This is a genomic window from Sphaerisporangium rhizosphaerae (genome assembly GCF_042665155.1).
GTDB classification, from domain to species: Bacteria; Actinomycetota; Actinomycetes; order Streptosporangiales; family Streptosporangiaceae; genus Sphaerisporangium; species Sphaerisporangium rhizosphaerae.
In genome coordinates, this window is the sequence record NZ_JBHTCG010000001.1 from 381157 (window position 1) to 399909 (window position 18753).

An 18753-nucleotide genomic window follows, 5' to 3' on the forward strand; every position below is an offset into this window, starting at 1 on the left:
GGAGGAAGGAATGCACCAACGCTGGCTGAAGCTCGCTGAGCTGGCCGGAGCTGTCATTCGTAACGCACGCGGTGCTCTTCCCGGCCTTGCCGGAGCGACGTGTGTCTCGGTCGGGCTCGGCATGGTCTTCCCGCCGCTCGGCGTCATTGCCGCAGGCGTATTTCTCCTGATCATCGACTACCGGAGGCCGTGATGGGCATGCTCTTCGGCCCACGGGCCGCCAATGACATGGAGAAGCGGTCATTTGTACCGCCTCCGATGTTCGCCGCCACTTCGTCCTTCGACTCTGTCGACCTGAGCCGAGCCGAGACCTCGCTCCAGAAGGTCGCCGTATGGTCCTCGATCGACCTGCTTGGGTCGCTGGGCAGCGAGTTGCCGTTCGACGTGTACCGAGGCTACGGGGCCAACAAGGTCGAACTGCCGATCCCTCCGTGGCTCCAGGATCCTGCGGCCGACGGACACGGCGTCCAGGACTGGCTGTACCAGCTCTATTCGTCCTGGTTTCTCCGTGGTAACGCCTACGGCATTGTCCGTGACCGTTCATCGCGAGGCGACGCCTTCCCTACGGCGATCGAGCTGCTGCACCCCGACCACATGAACGTGTGGATGAGCAAGGACGGTCCGGTCTTCTCGTACATGGGAGAGCAGATCGAAGCGGCCGACCGATTCCACTCAAGGGCCTACCCGATGGCCGGACACGTGCTCGGGATGTCACCGATCGAGCACCACGCCGCGACTATCGGCCTCGGCATCGCCGTCACCCGGTTCGGCCAGCAGTGGTTCACCGATGGTGCACATCCAGGCGGCATGCTCACGAACTCCGAAGTCGAGCTGACCCCAGACACGGCGCAGACGGCCAAGCAGCGGTTCATGGCTTCGCTGCGTGGAACCCGCGAGCCGCTGGTGCTCGGCAAGGGCTGGCAGTACCAGCAGATCCAGATCGCTCCTGAAGAGTCACAGTTCCTAGAGACGAACAAGTTCACCGCCGCCGAGTGCGCTCGAATTTTCGGCCCTGGAGTGGCCGAGGTCCTCGGATACGACACAGGCGGTTCCATGACGTACGCCAACGTTGAGTCCCGCTCCACGCACCTGCTCGTGTACTCAATGAACCGCTGGCTCAACAGGGCCGAGCGTGTGATGACGAGGATGCTGCCTCGCGGCCAGTACGTGAAGTTCAACCGCGACGCGCTACTCCAGTCGACGACTCTGACTCGCTTCCAGGCACATGAAATCGCCCTCCGCAACGAGTGGGCGACCATCAACGAGATTCGCGAGGTCGAGGACATGCCTCCGGTCTCTTGGGGTGACACGCCCACGGGCTTCTCCAAGCCCCCAACCACCTCCGGAGGTATTTGATGGAGACGCTGCGGGAGCTGGACCTCGTCCGTGAGTACACCCGCCCAGCAGTCCTGACCAGAGCCGAGAGCGACCCGGCAGCAATGCCGACGATGGTTGTCCGGTTCTCCCCGTTCGGCTCCTGGTACGAGATCAACTCGGTCTGGGAGGGCCGGTTTCTGGAGCGCACCGAACGCGGATCGTTCGCAAAGACGATCACCGAAAACGGCCCCCGAGTGAAGGTCCTGTTCAACCACGGCATGGACCCTCAAATCGGCCAGAAGATCCTCGGTGTTGCTCAGGATCTGCGCGAGGATCCTGACGCGGCCGCCGGTGACGTTCGGCTGTTCGACACCTCTTACAACCGCGACCTCCTTCCCGGAATCGAAGCCGGTGGGTACGGCTCCTCATTCATGTTCCGCGTCATCAAGGACGAATGGAACGACGAGCCGGAGCGCTCCGAGCACAACCCGGACGGCATCCCTGAGCGGACCATCAAAGAGGTTCGCCTCCTGGAGTTCGGTCCGGTCACGTGGCCGGCGAATCCGGCAGCCACCGCTGGTGTGCGTTCCGGTACCGACGACTTCTACGCCCGCCTTCGAGAGCTGGACCCGCGTCGGGTCGAGCAGCTTGAGCAGCGCGTAGCCCAACTCCGCACTCCGCTCATCGGTCAGCCGCCTCTCGGCACTGACGGTGACCGCGGAGCCGCACCTTATGGTTCCGACGAGCCGACTGCACGTCACTCGGGCGGACTTACACCGCGTCAGCGCCGCTGGCAGCGGTATCCCTATCTGAAGGAAGGATCCGCACGATGACCGTGCAGGAACTGAAGGCGCGTCTTGGCGAGATCGAGGCCGAGCGCCGCAGCATTGATATCGCGGCTGGCGACTCCGCGCTGTCCGAGGACGCCCAGACCCGCTGGGATGACCTGGATACCGAGGAGGCCGACGTCCGCTCGCAGGTCGAGGAGGCCGAGCGTCGGGAGCGTGTCGCCGAGTCCCGCTCCAAGTGGCAGTCCGTGCAGATTGGCACCAAGGTCAGTGCCTCAGACCGCACCGACGTGGCGCGCATGACCCATCGAGAAGCTTCTGACCACGCTCGGTCCATTGTGGCTGACGAGCGTGCCTCCGACCTCGACACCAAGCAGCGCGCCCACCTGGACCGCCTGCTCCAGACTCGGAACGACAACGTGGATGGTGGCGACCTCGCCCGGCGTCTGCTCGTCACCGAGACCCCGGAGTACCGGTCCGCGTTCATGAAGCTCGCGACCCGTCCGAACGCCGTCCTCAACCCTGAGGAGAGTCGGGCGATCAGCCAGTACGAGGAGTACCGCGCTCTGTCCGTCGGCACCGGCTCGGCTGGTGGCTATGGCGTTCCGGTCATGATCGACCCCACCATCATCCTGACCGGTCAGGGCTCGCCGAACCACTTCTTCGACCTGGCCCGCGTGGAGACCATCACCACCAACCAGTGGAAGGGCGTCTCTTCGGCCGGTGTCTCTTGGTCGTTCAAGGCCGAGGCCGCTCCAGCGACGGACAACAGCCCGACCCTGGCGCAGCCGACCGTCCCGACCTACCGGGCCGACGGGTACATTCCCTACTCCTACGAAGTCGAGCAGGACTACCCCGGCTTCGCCGCCGAGATGTCCCGCCTGCTCGCCTCCGGGTACAGCGAACTCCTGGTGGACAAGCTCACCAACGGTTCTGGCACCAACGAACCGACCGGCATCATCACCGCGCTGAACGGCACCGGCTCCGCGATGGCGACCGCCACTGCGGGCACGCTGACCGCCTCGGACGTCAACAAGGTCTGGGCAGCGCTGCCGATCAAGTACCGCAACGCCAACGCCGCGTGGATGAGCCACACCGATGTAAACAACATCGTTCAGCAGCTCGGCGCGAGCAACAACGCGTCGGCCTTCACGGTGAACTTCACCGACGAGGGCGTGACCGTCCTGAAGGGGCGCAAGGCGTACGTCAACGACTACTTCGATGCGATGCCTTCGGGGACCACGGCCGGTGACCTCCTGGTCGTCGGCGACTGGACCAACTACCTGATCGCCCAGCGTGCCGGTATGTCGATCGAGCTGGTCCCCCACCTGTTCGACACCACCAACAACCGCCCGACCGGCCAGCGTGCCTGGTTCGCGTGCGCGCGCGTGGGCGCCGACTCCATCAATGACGCTAGCTTCCGGCTGCTTCAGAACAAGACCAGCTAGTCCATCGACCGACATAGCAGCAGCGTCCGGCCATCGCGGTCGGGCGCTGCTCTCGTGTGAGGAGTGATTCTCATGGGCGTTGTCTACGCCAAGAACGACTGCGTTGTGTCCTGGACGCAGGGCATGACCCCGCTAGCCCTGGGCGATGTGTGGGACTCCGAGGCGCCGCTGGTCAAGGAGCGATCCGACCTGTTCTCTGCCGAGCCGACCTTCGTCCGTGGCCGCCAGGAGCGCCCGGCAAGCGAGGCCCCGGTGCAGCGAACCACCTCCGCGCCCGGCGAGAAGAGCCAGGCCAAGCGCCGAACTTCATAGGAGGGCGCCATGGCCTACATCGACCTAACGACGGTGAAGTCCGCGCTGGGGATCACCGACACCGAGCGTGACGCCATCCTTGAGCAGGCCATCGCCGCAGCGTGCCTTTCCATCGACGAGCGCACCGGCCGTTCGTTCACCCGCTCAGGCTCGGCAACAACTCGGGTGTTCCGCACCAAGGGCCGTACCGTACGGCCGGACGACGAAGGCTACGGCGCTGAACTCCTGCTGGTAGATGACATTGCCGACACCGACGGCCTGGTCGTCGAGGTCAGTAGCAACGGCGCGGATTGGGTCATCGTCAGTAGCACCGCGTACGAACCCACCCCGGACAACGCACTGGCGAAAAACCGGCCCATCACGGGGCTTCTACGGCTGACCGCCTCATGGAGCATGTTTCGGCGAGTCCGCGTCACGGCTGTCTGGGGATGGCCGGCTGTCCCCGACTCCGTCAAGCAAGCTGCGCTACTCCAGGCGATGCGGCTGTACAAGCGTAAGGACTCTCCCGACGGGACAGCCGGTTCCGCTGAATGGGGCATCATCCGCGTCTCGCACATCGACCCTGACGTCAAGGCGCTGATCGAACCGTACCGGCTCTCAGGGTTCGGGGGTGGTTCCTGATGGATGTTGGAGCCATCCGAAAGGCTTTGGCCGACGTCGTCCGCGACGAGATCCCGTCACTTAACTGCTTCGGGTACGTGCCGGACGACGTGCCGGAACCGTGCTTCTACTCCGGGGAAGTCGAGATCGACTTCGATAAGACCTTCGGCCGTGGGATGGACGAGATCGCGGTGACATGCCGCCTGCTCGTCTCTCGCGCCGATGACCGATCTGGCCAAGAGGCACTGGACAAGTACCTCGCCGGTTCCGGACCGGACTCCATCAAGCAGGCGATCGAAACCGGACGCGGTGCGCCCGGCCAGTCTGCTCTCGGGGGTCTCGCCGATGACCTCCATGTCCAGCGGGTCCAGGCGTACCGCCAATACCTGGTCGGCGACAGGACCTACTACGGCGCGGAGATCGTCGTCCGCATCATCGGAAGGGGATGAGCATGGCCAAGCTGGTATTGCTCAACACCAGAATCTTCGCCGGAGCGGCCGACCTCACCGGAAACTCCAATCAGGTCGAGATGTCGTCCGAGGTGGAGGAGAAAGACGTCACCGCCTTTCAAGCCGCTGGCTCAGGCGGATGGAAGGACCTCATCGGAGGGTTGGCGTCCACCAAAATCTCGGCCTCGGGGCAGTGGGAAGCCACCACCAACGCGCAGAGCATCGACCCTACGACGTGGGACAACCTCACAGCACTCCGACAGCAGCCCTGGACGATCGCTCCGGAGACCACCGCGGTCGGCGACCTGGCCTACTTCACCAAGGCACTGCGGACCACATACAAGATCGGTGACGCTGTCGGCGAGGTCGCGCCATGGGAGGGAGAGGCTACCGGCTCGTCCCTGCTCCTGCGCGGAGTCATCGCTCATCCGCCAGCGACAGCCAGGACCGCGAACGGCACTGGAACTGGCATCAACCTCGGTGCACTGTCCTCGACCCAACGGCTGTACGCCAGCCTGCACGTCCTGTCCTTGTCCGGCACCTCGACGCCGACCATCACTGTTCGCGTCGAGTCGTCGGCGGACAACATCTTCGGTTCGCCCACCACTCGGGCAACCTTCTCGGCCAGCACGCAGGCAGACACTGCCTCGCGTGGCCAGTTCGTCAACGTTACCGGTCCGATCACGGACGCCTGGTGGCGGCTGGCGTGGACGGTCTCCGGTACCACGCCGTCATTTCTTTTCACTTCCGCGCTAGGTATCGCATAGGAGGCCGATCTTCATGGCGAAGATGGTTTTGACCGCGTCGTACGTCAGTATCGGTGGAAACGACCTCTCCAACCGCTGCTCGAAGATCGAGCTGGCGGCCGAGGTCGAGGACAAGGACGTGACCACGTTCGCGTCCCAGGGCTGGAAGGAAGTTGTCGGTGGCCTGGCCTCCGGCACCCTCGGCCTAACCTTCAAGCAGGACTATGCGGCGTCGAATGTTGACGCCACCATGTGGCCGCTGTTCCTGACTCGCACACCGCAGACGTTCGAGGTCCGCGCCGACAACGGCGCCGTTGGCACGTCCAACCCGAAGTACACCGGCAACGTTCTCATCAAGGAGTGGAAGCCCATCACGGGTTCCGTCGGTGACGTTGCCGAGGTCGAGGTGTCGTTCCCGACGTCTGGGGCGGTATCCAGGGCGACGACCTAATGGCGGTCACGCTGACGGTCGAGCAGCAGGCCCTGAAGGAGCTTGGCCGGGCGCTGCGCGCGGAGACGGACGGCAAGGCAATTCGTAAAGACCTGATCCGTCAACTGAAGCAGCCGCTGCAACCGGCTGTCACGGAGATCAAGTCCGGGGTCATGTCCATGGCCTCGGGCGGACTCTCACACGGTGGCGAGCCGCTTCGAGCTGCCGTAGCTCGCAAAATTCGGGCCGAGGCCAAGTTGTCCGGTTACGCAGTAGGAGTCCGTGTACGCGCCAGGAAGACAGAGGCAGTCCGCGGATTCCGCAACGCACCTAAGCGCCTGAACTCGCCAAAGGGCTGGCGTCACCCGGTGTTCGGCAGCGACCGCTGGGTCCAGCAGATCGGCAAGCCGCGCTACTTCGACGAGCCACTCGAAGGGCGCAAGGCGGAGTTCCGCCGGGCCGTGATTGAAGCGATGGACAGTACGGCACGCCGCATCGGCTACCGGATCAAGCTCTAACAACTAGGAGAGGTGTCTTTTATGTTCGTCACTTACAAGCCCGAGGACGGCGATGAGCAGCGCTGGGAGTTCAACCCCAAGCGCGTCCGCGCCTCGAAGGCTGAGATGATCGAGAAGCGGGCCGGCGAGAACTGGGACGCCTGGCTGGCTTCTTTGCAGTCCGGCAACATGCGCGCGAGGCGCGTGCTCCTGTGGCACCTACTGACTGTCGACCACCCTACGTTCCGCTGGGAGGATGTGCCGGACTTCTATGCGTCTGAGCTGATGGTCGAGCACTCCGTCGCGGAACTGACGGAGATCAGGGACAGGGTCACCAAGGCGAAGCTGCCCGCAGACCAGGTTGATCAGATTCTGTCTGCGCTGGACGGCGAGATCGCCAGCGCCATGGAGCGCGAGCAGGTGTCGGAGCCTGCGGGAAAAGCGCGCTCGAAGAGCGTCGCCTGAAGTACTCGCTCGTCATCAGCGAAGTCCTCAACATCCGGCCGTGGGAACAGCGTGAGCTGCTCACTGTCGACGAACTCAACGCGGCCTGCGACTACATCGACGAACTGAACCGGAAGGCCGAGCAGGCCCACAACAACTGAACATCTGACGGCTCTGCCAAGGGGGTGAATCTCCTTGTCAGACACGTCTCTGGTGTTCAACATCCTGGCCAGGAGCAATCTGTCGCGTGTTCTTGGCCGGGACGCGCTGACCGTCAAGGCGTTCAGCAACACGCTCAAGGAAGCCGCTGGCGGATCTGCCTCGATCGCTATCGGTGCGACTGGTGCTCTGAGCGCTCTTGGCGTCGTCGGTGCAGGTGTTTTCGCCAGCCTGGCCACCGGTGTCGCTGGGCTTGGGCTTGGCATCGCCGGTCTGGGGATCGTCGCCGCCGCTCAGAGTGCCATCGTCAAGACGGCCTTCACCGGGCTGGCGACTGAGGCGAAGTCGATGCTCTCGAACGCCGCCGCTCCCCTCATTCCGGTCCTGGCCAATGTGGCAGCGCAAGCTCGCGGCCTTCTCACTCCGCTCGGCGCTTCCCTCGGACAGGCGTTCACTGCGCTGGCTCCAGCCCTGACGTCGCTGACGTCGTCCCTGGCCACCGGTCTACAGCCCCTCATCGGTGCTATCGGGCCGATCGCCGAAGCAGTCGTTCCGCTGATCGCTGCCATCGGTTCTGGACTTCAGCCTGTACTCGCCGCTCTGGCAAGCATCCTCACGCAGGTCGCAGTGACCGCCGGTCAGTTCGCTCCACAGCTCCAGCAGATGTTCAGCGCGATCGGACAACTCGTCACCGCTCTCGGTCCTCTACTGACCGGCCTGATCCAGCTCGGTGGCCCAATCATCGGCCCGCTCGTCGGACTTATCGCCCAGCTCGTAGGAAGCCTGTCTGGCGCTCTTGGCCCTGTACTCGGCCAGCTCGGACCGATTTTGGGCAACATGGTCACGGCCTTGTCGCCCCTGGCTGCTGCCTTCGGTCAGCTCATGGCGGCCGTGGCTCCCCTGCTTGTTCCCGTCGCTCAGCTCGTCTCGACGCTGGTGTCCAGCCTCGTGCCTGCGATCACTCCTTTGATTCCGGTGATCAGCCAGGTCGCGACCACGTTTCTCGGAGCCCTGCTTCCAGCGATCCAGCCGCTGATTCCGATCGTCGGTCAAATCGCCGGAGTGATGGGCGGCATCCTCGGCCAAGCCCTGCTGATCCTCATAGGAGCAATCACACCGCTCCTTCCCGTGATCAGTCAGCTCGTTCAGACGGTCGGCACGGCACTGCTGTCCGCCCTGACGCAGCTCGCTCCGGTGATCATGCCGGTGGTCTCTGCGTTCGCCGGCCTCTTCCCCGCCCTGGCTCCTGTCTTTCCTATCCTTGGTCAGCTTGTGCAGGCGCTTCTGCCTCCGCTGGTGGCCATCGTGTCCGCGCTGGCTCCGGTGCTGGGGCAGATTGTCACGGCCTTCGGGCAGCTCCTCACCGCCCTGCTGCCGATCCTTCCTCCGATCGTCCAGGTAGTCGTTGCGCTCACTCCGTTGATCACGCTGGTCGCTCAGCTCGTCGGATGGCTGCTCGGCAAGCTGGTCCCTGTCCTGTCGACAGTGATCGGCTGGATAGCCGGCCTAGCCTCGATCATCGTTGAAGCGCTCGCTGGCGCGATCTCGTGGCTGGTCTCTGCGGTGCCTGCCGCCTGGGAGTGGGTCAAGAACGCGATCAAGACGGCGATCAACGGCATCAGCGGAATCATCGGCTGGTTCGGGCAACTACCCGGAAAGATCGGCGCCTGGATCGGTGGCGCGAAGACCGCTGCCGTGAACAAGTTCACCGAGATGGTCACCTGGATCAAGGGGCTGCCTTCGAGAATCTTGTCTGGGCTCGGCCGTCTCGGCACGCTACTCCTCAGCGCTGGCCGTGACCTGGTCCAAGGCTTGATCAACGGCGTGAAGAACATGGCTGGTGCCGTGGTCGACGCGGCCAAGGGTGTCGTGTCCGGCGCGATCAATGCCGCCAAGAGCCTGCTCGGGATCGCGTCACCTTCCAAGGTCTTCACCTGGATCGGCAACATGACCACGAAGGGCCTGATCAAGGGTCTCATGGGCGGTCTCACTGAGGTGAAGTCGACCTCGAAGAAGCTGGCCGACACCGTCATGTCCGCCTGGAAGCAGAAGCGGATCTCGACGAACTTCGCCAGTTCTCTGCTGACGGTCATCGATCGGGACAACACGAAGCTCCAGTCCCTGGCAACCCAGCGCGAAAGCCTGCTGAAGCGCATCGACGACGCCAAGAAGTTCGCCGCGGATGTCAGTGGCAACGCCAAAACCTTCGCGTCCCTGAGCAGTCTTGGTCTCGAAGGCAACGTCAACGGTGGAAGCGTACGCTCAGCCTTGTCGAACAAGCTCAGCAGAATCACCCGCTTCGCCTCAGTGGTCAAGCAGCTCGCTGCACGTGGCGTGAACAAGGGCCTACTCCAGCAGGTCATCCAGGCCGGCCCGGACGAAGGGCTCGAACTCGGCGAGGCGCTGCTGCGCTCCGACACCACGACGTTCAACGCGATCAACACGGCTCAGCGCCAGATCGACAAGGCGTCCAGCGACTTGGGCCTGTTCAGCGCAGATGCGCTGTACGACTCGGGCCGACAGGCTGGCAAGGGATTCCTCGCTGGACTCATGGCCCAGGAGAAGGCGATCAACGCCGCCGTGGACAAGCTGGCTACCTCACTGGTGACCAGGATCCGCAAGGCGTTGAAGATCCACTCTCCGTCAAAGGTGATGGATGCGATCGGCTCGATGAGCGGTCAGGGCTTCGTTAACGGCGTCCAGTCCATGATCAGCAGCGCGTCTGCGGCGGGTGACCGTCTCGCCGGCGCTGTCTCCTCGCCTCGCCCAACTCCAGTCACGTCGCCCTACGCGACGGCTTCAGGTGGAAATCGGGCTGGTGAAGAGGTCCGTGTCGTCATCGACGTCAGGGGTTCCGACTCGGAGATGCTCCGCATGATTCGGAAGATGGTCCGTGTCGAAGGCCGCGGCTCCGCGCAGCTCGCTTTCGGGAAGGGGTGACCGTGGCTTTCCCGAGCACTCCCCTGGCGCTCAAGGTCGAACTGTTCGTCGACGGCGCCTGGACCGACATCACCGCCGACGCTCTGGTGAGATCTGGCATCACGATCACGCGCGGCCTGCGAGACGAGGGCACACGCACCGACCCGTCGAAGTGCTCGCTGAGCATCCGAAACATCAACGGGAAATACAGCCCTCGCAACCCTAACTCGCCGTACTACGGACTCATCGGCCGGAACACCCCGATCAGAGTCTCGGTCGGTACGGACATTCGATTCGTCGGCGAGGTCTCCTCTTGGCCGTCTCGGTGGGACATCACTGGGCAGGACGTCTGGGTGCCCATCGAGGCGGCTGGGATTCTCAGGCGTCTCGGTCAGGGGTCGACAGCGCTGAAGTCGACCTTGTATCGCGGCATGACGTACCCGGAGGCGACGTCCCCTCCGGTTGCGTACTGGCCGTGTGAGGACGCTCCAGGCGCTACCTCTCTGGCGTCCGGTATCGGTGGTCCTCCAATGAAGATCGTGGGATCGCCGAAAATCGGGGCCTACACGAACTTCATCGCCTCCGAGCCGATCCCGCTGATGAACAACGCGGAGTTCACGGGAGACGTACCGACCTACACGGTGACGGGTCAGACGCAAGTCCGGTTCCTGCTCGCCGTCCCGCAGAGCGGTGCTACCGACGGTCAGACGATCTGCCGGATCCGCACTACTGGCACGGCGCAGCTCTGGCACCTGAACTACAAGTCAGGCGGAGCCCTCCAGCTTCAGGCGTTCGCCGACAACGGTGGTGTCCTGGACTCCGGAGCCGTCACATTCAACATCAACGGCAAGCTCCTGCGGGTGTCCATCGAACTTGGACAGAGCGGGGCGAACGTCAACTGGAACATGCTCACGCTGGAGGTCGGTCAACCGAGCGGTCTCCAGTTCAATGGGACATTGAACGGCCAGACTGTCGGCCAGGCGACGAAGATCGTCATATCACCGCAGGGTGGTCTCAGCGACGTCGCTGTGGGCCATGTGTCCGTGCAGAACTCGATCTCATCGCTGTTCGACTTGGCAGGCCAGATGGCCGCGTGGAACGCGGAGAAGGCCGGGCGCCGGATCGAGCGCTTGTGCGCCGAGGAAGGTATCCCGTTCGTCTCCACCGACAACCTCGACAACACGATCGCCATGGGTCCGCAGAGATCCACGACGCTCCTGGAGCTGCTGACTGATGCGGCCGAGACCGACATGGGGATCTTGTACGAGCCGAGGACGGTGCTCGGACTCGCCTACCGCACCAGGGAGAGCCTGTACAACCAGCCGGTTGACGTAGCGCTCAACTACGCGGCGAAGCAGCTTTCTCCGCCACTGGAGCCGGTCGACGACGACCAGGCAACGCGGAACGACATCACGGTGTCGCGCTACAACGGCTCGTCCGCTCGCGTCACTCAGGAAGCCGGCCCCCTGTCGGCCGCGGACCCTCCGGCTGGTGTTGGCAGGTACGACGAGTCGGTCACCATTAACAACCAGTACGACGCACACCTCCTCGACCACGCCTCCTGGCGGCTCCACGTTGGCACGGTGGACGAGGCCAGGTATCCGACCGTCACGATGAATCTGACCAGTCCTGCACTGTCGTCGAACGCGCCTCTGACGGCGTCCATCGTCGCGCTGGACATCGGTGACCGGATCACCATCTCCAACCAGCCGGCGTGGCTCCCGCCTGGCCTCATCTCCCTGCTCGCGTGGGGATACAGCGAGACGCTTGAGCCGTTCGGATGGGAGATCACGGCCAACTGCGCTCCCGAGTCGCCTTGGCAGGTCGCCGTCTATGACACCGACCGGTACGGCACGGACTACAGCACGCTGACGTCCTCTATCACCAGCTCGGCGACGTCGTTCTCGGTGACCACGAATACCGGCCCGAAGTGGACGATCGCTGCTGGCGACTTCCCGCTGGACATCATGATCGGGGGCGAACGTATGACCGTGGCCGGCGTATCAGGTACGGGCACGACGCAGACGTTCACCGTAACCAGGTCGATCAATGGCGTCGTGAAATCACACAGCGCTGGTGAGTCCGTTTGCCTGTTCAAGCCCGCCATTAGAGCACTGTGAGGAGGTCGACGTGACCAACGTCAAGTCTCTCGACGTGCCTCCGACGGTCGCTAACTACGACGACACGCTCATCACCAACGTCGCCTCGACTACGTACCTGCCCGGATCGCCTGAGGTTGGCGTCACCTTCGTGGCACCGACTTCTGGTCGTGTAGCGATCACCGTTGGCGGCGGTATGCGTGACAACAGCGCCAACACCGTGCGCATATGGATGGCCCCTCAGGTGTTCGCTGAGAACTCCTCTGGCACCGAAGTGCTCGCGCCGAGCGTCGGACCACGCGGCGTCGGATCGCTGCACGAGACCAAAGAGTTCATGTACGTCAGCCGCACGTCGCTGCTGTCTGGCCTGACTCCAGGCAACGTCTATTACGCGCGGATCGTCTACGCGATGTCCTCGGCGCCCGCATCACCAGGCACCGACATTCAGGGCCGAGAAATCATCGTGGGGCCAGCATGACCGACATCCTCGTAGGCGCGAAGATCAAGGCGGCGGACTTCCCGGCCTCGATGTCAGCCGGTGACGGCACGACGCTCACTGCACTGGCGAACACCACGTACGCCCGCGGTACGCCGGAAGTCGGCACCACCTTCGTCGCCCCTACCTCTGGGCGCATCCTGCTCACGGTCGCCGGAGGCATGCGAGACGGATCGCAGCTCAACCGTGTCCACATCGCCCCCGAGATCTATATCGGGACCAACGCCCTCGGAACCCGGATCCTGGCTGCTGACGTGACTAGCCGTGGCGTCGGCAGCCCCGCCGAGTCGGCCGGCTTCATCTACTACTCCAGGACGACTCTGTACAGCGGCCTCACTCCCGGCACCACCTACTACGCCGTCGTTGCCTACAAGGTCTCGGGCGGAAACACCTCTCAGATCGCGTACCGGCAGATCACCGTGGAGCCAACGACATGAGCGACCTTCTAGCAGGTACCAAGGTCAATGCCTTGGATTTCCCTCCGGCCGTCTACGCCTCCGACACAACCCAGATCGACAATCCCACCAACGCGTCGTACGTCGCTGGGACGCCCGAGGTCGGCGTCACGTTCATCGCCCCTACATCGGGTCGCGTCTGGCTCATCGTCGGAGGCGGCGTCGGCAACAGCACCGGAGCCGACCGCATCTTCCTGTCCCCCGAGGTACGCGAGACCAACTCCAGCGGTGCCGTCGTACTGGCTCCGTCGGTCATCACCCGCGGATTTTCGGGCCACCAGGGCGCGAGCACCTTTCACTACGCGAGTAGGCGAACCCTGCTCAGCGGCCTGATCCCTGGCAAGCAGTATTACGCCAGGGTGATGTACGCCGTAGCGACATCGGACTCCGGGGCCAGTACCGCAGACATCGCCTGCCGCGACATCACCGTGGCACCGGCCACCTGACACCGCCTATCCGATCCAGTGTGTGGAGATCCCTTTGACCGAGATTCTTGCCATATGCGCTGGGCTGGCCACGTTAGCCGGCGGCGCCGCTGTCCTGTTGAAAGTCCTCTCTTCCCTGAAGAAGCTAGGGAACTTCGTGGATGACTGGAACGGAGAGCCTGACAGGCCGGGCGTCCCTGGTCGTCCTGGTGTCATGCAGCGTCTGCGGAACATCGAGGCCGAGCTTCAGAACAACCATGGCTCGTCTCTTCGCGATGTGGCTGACCGCGTGGAAAGCGGACTCAATGAGCTGCGTGACAACTTCTCCGAGCATATCAAGCAGACGGAGATCAGCTTCAAGGCACAAGCGTTGGACTGATCAGAACCGCATTGACATCTTTACAGCCGATAGACTTTGCCCAAATCGACAGCCGAAGAGCTTTGTCTTGTCCACTGATAAGTGGAATTTCGATATACAGAGGATCCCGGCTAAACGTGGCGGTATAGGTGTAGGGCTCTCTGCCGTCTACACTAAAACTGAACTCCACTTCCGCGCCAGTATCCGAGCCATCCTCTCCGACAGCAACATACACTTTGAGTGCCCTGTACTTCTTGCGCAGGCCAAAAACATCCTCATAGGTTTCACCATCACAGATATCGATCAGCGCTCCTCTGGCATTCTTTCGCTCGACGCCGTTCACCTCCACTTTCTCCCTATCGAAAACAGCATCGCCGTCAAGTGGAGTGCTCGGAAGAGGATCGCCCTCTCGCGAGATATCAGCAGGAGGGGTACCAGTCACGGGCGACGGCGTCGCGTACGGCGTCAACGTCGTATCCGGCATCACAGGCTGAGCTGTGATCGTGGCGGTAGCTGTGATCGTCTCGGTCTTAGTCACAGTTGCCGTCGGGGCCGGCGCCCCGCCTGGACCCGTGTATTGCAGGATGCCCGTGAGTAGGGCACTTACAAGACCTATGACTGCTACACCGATGCCGAACATCCCTTGGACGAAAGCGGACCGTACTTGAGGGTCCCTTCCTGCCACACTCGTAGGCGTACTACGAACCGGCTCCTCCGGAGCAACCTCGGATGATTCAGGAAGCACGTGCGGGATCGTACACGTGAAGAACATTCAGGTTACGTAATTCGCCGTTTTTGATATGCGCCAAATGCACCATTAAGGGAAGTTGTGGGTTGGATGTACAGTTTCGGCAGTGCGACCCACCGCACAGTACGCACTACTGGCCTGGTACTGAGCTCCCGTGCCGCCCAGCCGACAGTCCCCGACTGGTGTGGAGGATGGCGCCGCGTAGTGCGCCGCCCCTCCGGTTCCTCTTGTCTGCGGTACGCGTCACCTACCTATCTGCTTCGGGGCAGCCGAACCGCCGATCTCGCTTCTGATCCAGGCTTGTACGGCCAGCTCGTCATGATCGATGAGATCTACGTCCAGGTCCTGTCGACAGGCGAAGAGGTAGGACTTCGTTGCCTCGTCCACCGTTTCGAGCGCAGCCTTCGCCTTATCGCCGTTCCAGCCCTCCCCGGTGAACGCACCTCCCGTGTAGGCGTCTCCGAAAATCGGCTCGAAGGCGGTATGAGCAGCATGGAGCGCACGAGCAGCCGGCTTCACCAGCTCCGAGCCGTGTACCTGCACTGCGGCGAGAGCGGTCACTACGTCGGCGACTAGATCGTTGGACTGATCCAAGATCTTTTGCTCCGGCTCGCTGGCTTTCCGCCCTCCAGTTTTCCGGTCCAGAAACCAGATGATCTGGCGCTCGTGACGTGCCATCAGGTCGCACGCTCGCATAAAGGAGACATATGCCTCACGTCGAGCTTGAAGGGTGGAGAGCAGGCGCTGCTGCGCAAGCTGCCGCTTGTCGCGCTTGCCTGTGAAGTGCTGTGTGATCCAGACTCCTCCGAGCGTTAGGAGGCCGCCGGTGAGACTGGGAAGGATGGGGCTGAAGTCCATGGACATACGACGCCCTAGGTGCAGAAACCGTTTCCTTGCACAGCTAACAATCTGTTAACCAGCGCAGGCAACCACAGCCGTCATCACACCAGCGGAGCGTTTCCCGCCTCCGTCACCGCTTGAGAGGGCGCCACGGGAAGTACAGTCGACTGCGCCATACTTGCCGCTTTAACATTCGTAGAATCCAAGCGACGCAAGACGAATATCGCAACCAGCGTTATCATGCTTGGCCCGCAGAATGCGAGTGCCAGCCCGACCTCGCCAGCGATACCAACTATAACGGCAGCGACGAGCAACGCAGTAGCAGTAACAAGCCCCGAGAAGAGTCCGGCCATTTGCAGGATGTGCTTACGGCGATCCTTCTTCTCTTGCATCTCGGCCTTGAGAAGTGCCATACGAAAGTCATGATCCCTGGCTAACTGAGGCTCCAGGGCCCTCAGCGCGGCACGAAGGTGGTCGGGGGGTAGCTTTCCCCACTCAAGGGCTATGTCCAGGCCCGTAGGCTGCTGCTGAGGATTCATTTTGCCGTTCCCCCGCCTCCGTGCAGAAGAGGGCTGCGCTCATTGTGAAGATGGTCGGGGGGCGGTCCAAGCCGCCGAAATAGTTGATCTAAGCCATCTGCAAGGACAGCAGAGCCACTGGCGCTGTCCTCCGCCTCGCTGACATTCATTAGGTCAATCCGCGGATCGCGCTGATCACCATCATCGGGATTCAGGGATCGGAGAGCATTTAACGTATCTCTCCAATACATAACGCCAGGTGAATACGTTGACAGATGCCAGATATGGTGAGAATCGGTAGCTGCTTTTAATTGCGATATATAGACAACACCTTCCGATGACGCCAGGTGTGGAGTGATCTTACGCCTCATCTGAGGATTCATCGACATAAGAGGCTCTAATATCTGCAGCTTACCTTCATAGGGCAATTCGGGCCAGTATTCAATGAAGTCGCGCGCCGGAGAGAAGTGGAGAATACGGGCCACTTCTTTGGCATCACGAGATGCTAGAGCCGCCATAAGAACAGCAGGTGAAACATGTGAAAATAGTAGATCCAAAGCCGGCGGTGATACTCTTCCAAGAATGCCGGTCAGCATAGAAATAAGTTCACCGGAAGACGCGAAGGCGAGTGGCAATAGCTTAGGCGCCTCTTCGGTCTCCAGTCGTGATAGTGCATCTAGGTAACCAGTGCGATCCTGAATTCCGGTTCGCCCGGAACCCGATATAGGGAAGGGTGCTTTGGCGATCATGCGAGACCAGGCTCCCATCCGATGCCGCCAGCTAGCCCACATCCGGAAGACGCCGGCGATCACGCGCTCGTAGAGCATTTTCCCCACCTGCCTCCCTCGGCCAATATAGCGCTCCGCTCTCGCGGTGTCCGATTTCCTTGGCATGGCAATACGACTGTTCGTATCGGTACATGATGGCTCCGTACGCCGGAGACGCCAACGCGCACGTCTATACGGGCATATCGGGCTAATTCCAACCAAATCCCTCGCATGCTCACTGACCTGTGAGGTAAGGACATCCAACCTTGACTACCACTCCTTCGACAGAGACGATCGCTATGCGATCGAGAAATCCCAAGCAATCCCCTTGGACGATGGGAAGATCATGCGCCTACGATTCCTCGGCACAGACAGCGAGCAGGGGACCTGTCCGACCGTCTACGAGACGGACCGGGATACCTACGTTGTCCAGGGGAAACTCATCACTGACCCGGACGCGCTAGGAGACCTCGTGAACCTCGCGCCCGACGAGACAGTGGTCGAGATCCCCAAGGCGCTCGCACGCTTCCTCAAGACGGAGTGACCGTTGGGCCTTCTGACCGAGAACCAGCTCGGAGACCTACTCTCCGGGTTCTCCGCGAGCGCGTTCAGGTTCGAGATCCGTGAGCGTTACAGCAGTACCGTGGGCCAGGAGCCCTTCCGCCGGTTCCTTGCTGGAGAGCCCGACGACTACGCCTGGCACCGGTCGTGGATGGAGCGAATCGCGCTGGATTGCACCCAAGGGCGACTGTGGCAGCGCATACGGATCGTCTCCGTGCCCTTGTCGGACTACTCCAGGTACGGCATCGAGGTTGCGCGCCTGAGTGTCGAGGCCGGCGAGGACATCCGCTACCTTCGCCGCGATGTAGCCGAAGACCTTGGGCTTGCTCCGCTGGACGCTTGGATCTTCGACTCATGCCAGGTCGTGCACCTGCTGTTCAACGACGACGACACCTTCCGTGGCGCAGAAATTGTCACCGACGACGGCGTACTGACACAGCACCTGAAGTGGCGCGAGCTGGCCTTGCAGCACGCACAGCCGCTCGAAGACTTTGTCGCCAGCGTTCGGTGAACCAACCTGTCCTCGGCAAGCAGGCCGTCCAGGCGCTCGGGATACGGCTGCGAGACCTCAGACGTGACGCAGGGCTGACCGGACGACAGCTCGCCGAAGCCTGCGGTTGGGCCCCATCGAAGATCAGCAAGATCGAGTACGGCAAGCAAACACCATCAGAGTCCGACGTCAGCGAGTGGTGCATTGCCTGCGGGTTCCCCAGCGAGATTGCCGATTTGGTGGCGGCCGTCAGGTCCATCGACGCCCAGTACATGGATTGGCGACGGTCCCTGAAGGGCGGCACCAAGCAACGCCAGAAGGCCAACGTCTCCGCCTACGAGAAGACGAGGCTGTTCAGGATCTGGGAGCACTCGGTGGTCCCCGGTCTGCTCCAAGTCCCGGCCTACGCCCGCGGCATCCTCAAGACGGTCGTCGACTTCCATGGCATACCGGACGATATCGAGGACGGCGTCCAGGCGCGGATGGATGCGCAGCGAGTCCTGACGCATGGCGACCGCAGGTTCCTCATCCTGATTGGACAGGCCGCCCTCCACACCCATGTCAGCGACCAGCAGGTGATGTGCGAGCAGCTCCGCCGCCTCTTAGAGGCGATGCGGCAACCTCGTGTCAGCATCGGGATCGTTCCCTTGGCGGCTGCCTACACCGTCCCGCGAAACAACGCTTTCACCATCTATGACGGCCGGCTTGTCACCGTGGCCACGTACACGGCCGAGCTGAGTCTGAGCCAAAGCCACGAGGTGAGTACCTACGAGAAGGCGTTCGACCGACTGTCAGCCCTGGCAGTTCATGGTGAAGCCGCTAAGGCGCTGATCTCCGACGCCATAGATGATCAAGAGGAAATCTGAAGAAATCTCGTTGAGCGAAGT

24 protein-coding genes are annotated in these 18753 nt (G+C 62.4%); 20 read left to right on the forward strand and 4 right to left on the reverse strand.

The genetic code is table 11. The features are described 5' to 3' along the window. Positions 1-10: 10 nt before the first annotated feature. The 17 genes from ACFQSB_RS01625 to ACFQSB_RS01705 all read left to right on the forward strand — a co-directional run bounded on the left by ACFQSB_RS01625 (position 11) and on the right by ACFQSB_RS01705 (position 13963). Positions 11-193: a hypothetical protein gene (locus tag ACFQSB_RS01625; protein ID WP_380823871.1), complete on the forward strand. Its 183-nt coding sequence runs from the start codon at positions 11-13 to the stop codon at positions 191-193. Next, the gene (locus tag ACFQSB_RS01630) at positions 193-1356 is read left to right on the forward strand and encodes a phage portal protein (RefSeq protein WP_380823872.1); all 1164 of its coding nucleotides are present in this window, start codon (positions 193-195) and stop codon (positions 1354-1356) included. The genes ACFQSB_RS01625 and ACFQSB_RS01630 overlap by 1 nt, the downstream gene beginning before the upstream one ends. Then, positions 1356-2150 (forward strand): HK97 family phage prohead protease, encoded by a 795-nt coding sequence (locus ACFQSB_RS01635; RefSeq protein ID WP_380823873.1) that lies wholly within the window; start codon positions 1356-1358, stop codon positions 2148-2150. Before ACFQSB_RS01630 ends, ACFQSB_RS01635 begins: the two co-directional genes overlap by 1 nt. Next, on the forward strand, positions 2147-3553 hold the full coding sequence (locus tag ACFQSB_RS01640; protein WP_380823874.1) for a phage major capsid protein: 1407 nt from the start codon (positions 2147-2149) through the stop codon (positions 3551-3553). Before ACFQSB_RS01635 ends, ACFQSB_RS01640 begins: the two co-directional genes overlap by 4 nt. Positions 3554-3625: 72 nt before the next feature. Beyond that, positions 3626-3865, forward strand: coding sequence for a hypothetical protein (locus tag ACFQSB_RS01645; protein ID WP_380823875.1), 240 nt, complete (start codon positions 3626-3628; stop codon positions 3863-3865). A gap of 9 nt (positions 3866-3874) precedes the next feature. Then, the gene (locus tag ACFQSB_RS01650; RefSeq protein WP_380823876.1) at positions 3875-4486 is read left to right on the forward strand and encodes a phage head-tail connector protein; all 612 of its coding nucleotides are present in this window, start codon (positions 3875-3877) and stop codon (positions 4484-4486) included. Further along, positions 4486-4914 (forward strand): hypothetical protein, encoded by a 429-nt coding sequence (locus tag ACFQSB_RS01655; RefSeq protein ID WP_380823877.1) that lies wholly within the window; start codon positions 4486-4488, stop codon positions 4912-4914. Before ACFQSB_RS01650 ends, ACFQSB_RS01655 begins: the two co-directional genes overlap by 1 nt. A 2-nt stretch (positions 4915-4916) precedes the next feature. After that, positions 4917-5681 carry a hypothetical protein gene (locus ACFQSB_RS01660; RefSeq protein ID WP_380823878.1) on the forward strand — a complete coding sequence of 255 codons (765 nt, stop codon included), beginning with the start codon at positions 4917-4919 and terminating at the stop codon, positions 5679-5681. A 13-nt stretch (positions 5682-5694) separates the two neighbouring features. Then, positions 5695-6111, forward strand: coding sequence for a hypothetical protein (locus ACFQSB_RS01665; protein WP_380823879.1), 417 nt, complete (start codon positions 5695-5697; stop codon positions 6109-6111). Further along, positions 6111-6608: a hypothetical protein gene (locus ACFQSB_RS01670; RefSeq protein ID WP_380823880.1), complete on the forward strand. Its 498-nt coding sequence runs from the start codon at positions 6111-6113 to the stop codon at positions 6606-6608. The genes ACFQSB_RS01665 and ACFQSB_RS01670 overlap by 1 nt, the downstream gene beginning before the upstream one ends. 21 nt (positions 6609-6629) lie before the next feature. Then, positions 6630-7052, forward strand: a complete 423-nt coding sequence (locus ACFQSB_RS01675; protein WP_380823881.1) for a hypothetical protein — start codon at positions 6630-6632, stop codon at positions 7050-7052. Positions 7053-7244: 192 nt separating this feature from the next. Beyond that, positions 7245-10130 carry a phage tail protein gene (locus ACFQSB_RS01680; RefSeq protein ID WP_380823882.1) on the forward strand — a complete coding sequence of 962 codons (2886 nt, stop codon included), beginning with the start codon at positions 7245-7247 and terminating at the stop codon, positions 10128-10130. Between the two features lie 2 nt (positions 10131-10132). Continuing rightward, complete coding sequence (locus tag ACFQSB_RS01685; RefSeq protein ID WP_380823883.1) at positions 10133-12229, forward strand: hypothetical protein; 2097 nt, start codon at positions 10133-10135, stop codon at positions 12227-12229. Between the two features lie 10 nt (positions 12230-12239). Further along, positions 12240-12686, forward strand: coding sequence for a hypothetical protein (locus tag ACFQSB_RS01690; protein ID WP_380823884.1), 447 nt, complete (start codon positions 12240-12242; stop codon positions 12684-12686). Further along, positions 12683-13141 carry a hypothetical protein gene (locus ACFQSB_RS01695; RefSeq protein WP_380823885.1) on the forward strand — a complete coding sequence of 153 codons (459 nt, stop codon included), beginning with the start codon at positions 12683-12685 and terminating at the stop codon, positions 13139-13141. Before ACFQSB_RS01690 ends, ACFQSB_RS01695 begins: the two co-directional genes overlap by 4 nt. Beyond that, entirely contained in the window at positions 13138-13605 is a 468-nt protein-coding gene (locus ACFQSB_RS01700; protein WP_380823886.1) for a hypothetical protein, read from the forward strand. Before ACFQSB_RS01695 ends, ACFQSB_RS01700 begins: the two co-directional genes overlap by 4 nt. Positions 13606-13639: 34 nt before the next feature. Continuing rightward, positions 13640-13963: a hypothetical protein gene (locus ACFQSB_RS01705; RefSeq protein WP_380823887.1), complete on the forward strand. Its 324-nt coding sequence runs from the start codon at positions 13640-13642 to the stop codon at positions 13961-13963. On the opposite strand, the gene ACFQSB_RS01710 is transcribed toward ACFQSB_RS01705, so the two are convergent. From ACFQSB_RS01710 to ACFQSB_RS01725, 4 genes are all read right to left on the reverse strand, one after another. Continuing rightward, complete coding sequence (locus tag ACFQSB_RS01710; protein WP_380823888.1) at positions 13941-14582, reverse strand: hypothetical protein; 642 nt, start codon at positions 14580-14582, stop codon at positions 13941-13943. The two genes, ACFQSB_RS01705 and ACFQSB_RS01710, sit on opposite strands and share 23 nt — an antisense overlap. 351 nt (positions 14583-14933) lie before the next feature. Then, a complete protein-coding gene (locus ACFQSB_RS01715; protein WP_380823889.1) occupies positions 14934-15548 on the reverse strand; it encodes a hypothetical protein in 615 nt (204 codons plus the stop codon). 83 nt (positions 15549-15631) lie between these two features. Then, positions 15632-15943 (reverse strand): hypothetical protein, encoded by a 312-nt coding sequence (locus tag ACFQSB_RS01720; protein ID WP_380823890.1) that lies wholly within the window; start codon positions 15941-15943, stop codon positions 15632-15634. Between the two features lie 122 nt (positions 15944-16065). Next, positions 16066-16875 carry a hypothetical protein gene (locus ACFQSB_RS01725; protein ID WP_380823891.1) on the reverse strand — a complete coding sequence of 270 codons (810 nt, stop codon included), beginning with the start codon at positions 16873-16875 and terminating at the stop codon, positions 16066-16068. 268 nt (positions 16876-17143) lie between these two features. On the opposite strand from ACFQSB_RS01725, the gene ACFQSB_RS01730 reads away from it, so the two are divergent. The 3 genes from ACFQSB_RS01730 to ACFQSB_RS01740 are packed head-to-tail and all read left to right on the forward strand — an operon-like array spanning position 17144 to position 18732. Continuing rightward, positions 17144-17359 (forward strand): hypothetical protein, encoded by a 216-nt coding sequence (locus tag ACFQSB_RS01730; protein WP_380823892.1) that lies wholly within the window; start codon positions 17144-17146, stop codon positions 17357-17359. A gap of 3 nt (positions 17360-17362) precedes the next feature. Further along, on the forward strand, positions 17363-17887 hold the full coding sequence (locus tag ACFQSB_RS01735) for a DUF6879 family protein (RefSeq protein WP_380823893.1): 525 nt from the start codon (positions 17363-17365) through the stop codon (positions 17885-17887). Further along, positions 17884-18732: a helix-turn-helix domain-containing protein gene (locus ACFQSB_RS01740; RefSeq protein ID WP_380823894.1), complete on the forward strand. Its 849-nt coding sequence runs from the start codon at positions 17884-17886 to the stop codon at positions 18730-18732. Before ACFQSB_RS01735 ends, ACFQSB_RS01740 begins: the two co-directional genes overlap by 4 nt. Positions 18733-18753 lie beyond the last annotated feature (21 nt).